Source organism: Paraburkholderia bannensis NBRC 103871 (genome assembly GCF_000685015.1).
GTDB lineage: Bacteria > Pseudomonadota > Gammaproteobacteria > Burkholderiales > Burkholderiaceae > Paraburkholderia > Paraburkholderia bannensis.
Genome location: NZ_BAYA01000076.1, coordinates 1 through 4,174 on the forward strand (window position 1 = coordinate 1; position 4,174 = coordinate 4,174).

The following is a 4,174-nucleotide window of genomic DNA, read 5'->3' on the forward strand; positions in this document are numbered from 1 at the left end:
CCTTCTAGGAACCGGCGCGCGGTCGTGCGCAGCATTTCATGATCGTCACGAAAGACGTTGCGGGTGATGTGCATGGTAGATGTCCTGACGGTTGGGCCGGCGTGCATCCCGGCGTTCGTTCGTGAAGGCGCGCCTGCCGCGCCGCGATGCGTTGGCGCGGCTTGTCACCTTGAACCCGAGCATAGAGATTCGACGGCGCATCGCGCACCACCCCCGGGAGGGGGGGCTAAGGCGTGGCGCGGCCACGCAATGCGCTCTTAGGGCGCGCACTGGCCCGCCGCAAGCCGTGTCGGGGCGATGCTCGGGGTATTCCCGTCCCACTCCTGGAGGGGAGGTGTTTCACCTGCATGTCACCGGCACCATGAACGCACCGATTCAAAACCGGGACGTATATAACGAGGAGACAGGCATGCAGCTGGTGAAAAAAAGCGTGTATGGAGCGGTGCTGCTGTTCGCTGCAGGAGGCGCTTCGGCGCAGACGAGCGTGACGCTCTATGGTGTTGTCGATGTATTCGGGCAGTTTCTCTACAACGGCAGTGGTACCAAGGGCGGGCCGGGCACCGCATACGTGCCAGGTAGTCATTCGTATTCCGAACGAAGCGGCGGGCAGACCGGATCGATGTTCGGATTGAAGGGCAGCGAGGATCTCGGCGGCGGCCTGAAAGCCATCTTCGATCTAGAGAGTGGCTTTAACGTCAACAACGGCGGATTTTTTGCCGATTCAACCGCGATGTTCTATCGACAGGCGTGGGTGGGACTCAAGCATGACAACTGGGGTCAACTGAGCTTCGGGCGGCAGTATCAGCCCAGCTTCCTGGCGCTCTATCCGACCGATCCGTTCCGTGGCAACGAGGTGCTGTCGCCGATCTCGGCGCTCGACGTCTCAAGTGGGCGCGACCGTGCCACGCTTGCCGGGCAGTACGTTTCGGGGCGCACGAGCAATTCGATCGTCTATCAGTCGCCGGACTGGCGCGGACTGCATTTCTACGGCATGTACGCCTTCGCCGCCACGGTCACGCAGCCGGTTCCGATGACGAGCGGCAACATGATCGATCTCGCGGCGACGTATTCGGGCTACGGGCTTTTTCTGGGCCTCGGCTACCAGTTCCAGCACGCTGGCAGCGAAACCGCTTCGCTCGGCCAGTATCCGGCCGGTACGCCGCTGGCCGGGCAGCCGTTGCCCGCGAGCACGTTCGACCTGGTTTCGACGGCGCATTACGCGGCGGCGATTGCTTATCGCATCGGCATCGTCAACCTGCAGTTCAACTACAGCTACAGCAGCCCGACCGCGCCGCCGCCGGGTGCGCGCGTCACCGCGCCTGGCGTGGGCACGTTGGCTCCGCTCTCGGCGCTAGTGCATCCGTACAGCATCATCGAGGCGGGCGCGACCATTCAGGCGACGCCGGTAGACGTGATCGAATTCGCGGGTGTCTACCGCAGCGTGCGTGGCGTGGACGACAACACGCCCGGCTTCGAGATCGGCGCGGAGCATTTTCTCTCCAAGCGCACGAGCTTTTATCTGCGTGCGGGATACCTCAAGAACAACGGCATTGCCAATGTGAGCTGGCCGGGCGTCGTGACGGCCGATGGCTCGAAGCAGGTGCTGGCGGTGCTCGGCATGACGCATCGCTTCTGACGCGGTAGGCGTCGCGCCAGAACGAGCCAGAACGAAACGGAGGACGACAATGAAAACGCATCAAATCAAACGGCTGGCCGCAGGCTTGCTGGGCGCGCTGATATCGGTTGGCGTCGGCGCGCAGGGCAGCGACGCCGCGACCCAGGCGTCGGCGCGCAGGGCAGCGACGCCGCGACCCAGGCGTCGGCTGCAGCACCGGGCGGCGACGCGCATTCGGCCAGGGCCGCCGACCGCGCATTGCAGAAGGCCGTCGTGCGCGCGCTCAGCAAAACCAAAGGGCTGCGCGTTTCGATGATAACCGTGCGCGCGCATGACGGCGTAGTGACGCTGGAGGGGCTGGTGCCGGAGCAGTCTCAGGTGGAACTCGCGGGCAAGGCGGCGCAGGGCGTGCCGGGCGTCGCGCAGGTGAAGAACGCCTTGACGCTTTCGTCGATATAGAGGTATCCGAACTGACTGGATTGGCGTGCGTTACGCCGGGGGAGCAAAAGAAAGGGGGAGCGGCAACGCTCCCCCTTTCTCGTCCTGGCTGAATGGAATCAGGCCGTGGCCGGGGCCGCAGCGCGGTTCAGCGTCCGTTGCGCGCGCGCCGGGTGCAGCCACATCAGCGCGCCCAGCGCGGCAAGGCAGATCAACCCGGCGCATACCGCGATGCTCATTTCATAGGCGTGGCTGTTGCCGCTGCCATAGGCCTGCACGATGCGCCCGATGACGGTCGGGCCGATGGCCGCGCCCAGGCTTGAAATCGCCGTATTGATCGCGACCATCGCTGCGCGTTGCGTCGCGGGCACCATTTCCGCGATCAAGGTCGGCGAGATCGAAAGGCAAACCGTCGGCAGCGCACTGCCGAGTGCGTAGAGCGCGACTTTGGCGCCGGCCGGCAGGTCGAAGATGGCGATTGCAAACAGCAGCAGCGCGCCCGCGATCATGGCGAAGCAGGTGAGCTGGACACGCGCCTGGCGCGAGTTCGCGCCGCCATTGAGCAGCCGTTGGGACAGCGCGCTCAGGCAGAGGTTGGCCACGGCGGCCGCGAGGATCACCAGCGCGAAATAGCGTCCGGAGACGATGCCGTCGAAACCGAGGCCCTTTTCGAACCACATGGGCAACCAGGTAATGCCCAGGCCGAGCAACCAGTAGATCGAGAAACAAAGCAGGAAAACGCACAGGACGGAGCGATCGGTGAGCAGCTTCAGGTACGGCTGGCGAAGCGCACCGGCGGTGTCCGCGACGGTCGAAGCGGCGCTGGTGCGCGGAGCATCTTCGAGCGTGCCTTCGCGTCCGAACACGAGCCATAGCACGCACCACACCGTACCGATCGCGGCGAGCAGGAAGAAGTTCGCGCGCCAGCCCCACTCGCGCGTGACGAGCGGAATGCCGAGACCCGCGAGGATCATGCCCATGGCCGCGCCCTGATTGATGATGGCGACGGGCAGCGTGCGGTTGCGGTCGGGAAACCACTTGAAGATCGCATGCACCGAGGTGGGAAATGAAGGCCCCTCGGCGGCGCCCAGTACCACGCGGCAGATGAGCAGGGCGGCCGCGCTGCCCGCAAACGCCTGCGGCAATTGCAGCACTGCCCAGCTCGCGCCCATCGTGAGCAGGATCCAGCGGGTCGGAAAGCGGTTAGCGAGGAAGCCGACCACGATCGTCGAGATCGAGAACAACCAGAAGAAACTGCCCGCCACGAGGCCGAACTGCGCGGGGGACAAATGCAGGTCGGCGGTCAGCGGCACGGCGACCATGCCGAGCACGATCTTGTCGAGAAAGTTGATCATGGCGAGGCCGGTCAACAGCGCGGTCATGATCCAGGCGGATCCAGGCTTGTGGCGTGTGTTCAAGGTCATGGGAGGGCCTCGGAGGCGGCGTGGATGGCGGCGCGCGGGCACGCGGGAAAGCGCGCCCGGCCGGCCGGACTCAAGCACGGTAAGGCGCGGGTAAATCGCCGGGTACTACCCTCGCGGGGTGGGCAGGGAAATCCTGAGTAAGTATGGGTAAGCGGTCTGCATGGCGCGACGCGCTATTGCCCGGACGAGGAACGGAATATGCTGATATCTCGTTATGAATGCACAAGAAAAGGGGAGAGCATGAACGACCGTTCCACGCCGCCGACGCGCCGTTTCACGGTTCGCTGCACCGTTCCCGTCGCGGCTTTCTGGGTCGCCGCCGGGTTATCGCTTGCGGCGACCGGCGCGCTCGCGCAATCGCAGGCCTATACCAGCGAACCCGTCGATCTCTACGCGGGGCCATCGGACGAATACCCAGTCGTGAGCGAGCTTGGGCCCAACTATCCCGTCACCGTGATGGGCTGCGTCAGCGACTATTCCTGGTGCGACGTGGCGATGCCGGGCATGCGCGGCTGGGTCTACGCCGGCTACCTGACCTATCCCTATCAGGGCGACTATGTGCCGCTCGCCGGTTACGGCGCGGCCATCGGCTTGCCGATCGTGACCTTCTCCATCGGCGCCTATTGGGGCAGCTTCTACCGCGACCGATCATGGTACGGCGATCGCGATCGCTGGGCGCACGTGCCGCCGCCGGGTT

4 protein-coding genes are annotated in these 4,174 nt (G+C 65.0%); 3 read left to right on the top strand and 1 reads right to left on the bottom strand.

The genetic code is table 11. The features are described 5' to 3' along the window. Positions 1-409: 409 nt before the first annotated feature. Together BBA01S_RS39255 and BBA01S_RS48585 are read left to right on the top strand one after the other, a co-directional pair. Positions 410-1,636, top strand: coding sequence for a porin (locus tag BBA01S_RS39255; protein WP_027821142.1), 1,227 nt, complete (start codon positions 410-412; stop codon positions 1,634-1,636). 237 nt (positions 1,637-1,873) lie between these two features. Next, a complete protein-coding gene (locus BBA01S_RS48585; protein ID WP_322787858.1) occupies positions 1,874-2,074 on the top strand; it encodes a BON domain-containing protein in 201 nt (66 codons plus the stop codon). Between the two features lie 98 nt (positions 2,075-2,172). Here BBA01S_RS48585 and BBA01S_RS39270 read toward each other — a convergent pair whose 3' ends face one another. Then, positions 2,173-3,477, bottom strand: coding sequence for an MFS transporter (locus BBA01S_RS39270; protein ID WP_027821143.1), 1,305 nt, complete (start codon positions 3,475-3,477; stop codon positions 2,173-2,175). A gap of 240 nt (positions 3,478-3,717) precedes the next feature. Here BBA01S_RS39270 and BBA01S_RS45015 point away from each other — a divergent pair. Continuing rightward, positions 3,718-4,174, top strand: a 457-nt coding sequence (locus tag BBA01S_RS45015) for an SH3 domain-containing protein (RefSeq protein ID WP_042298654.1), incomplete at its 3' end; no start/stop codon positions are given.

Coding starts and splice junctions, on each gene's coding strand:
- BBA01S_RS39270 (WP_027821143.1), bottom strand. CDS start 3,477: ATGACCTTGAACACACGCCACAAGCCTGGATCCGCCTGGATCATGACC.
- BBA01S_RS39255 (WP_027821142.1), top strand. CDS start 410: ATGCAGCTGGTGAAAAAAAGCGTGTATGGAGCGGTGCTGCTGTTCGCT.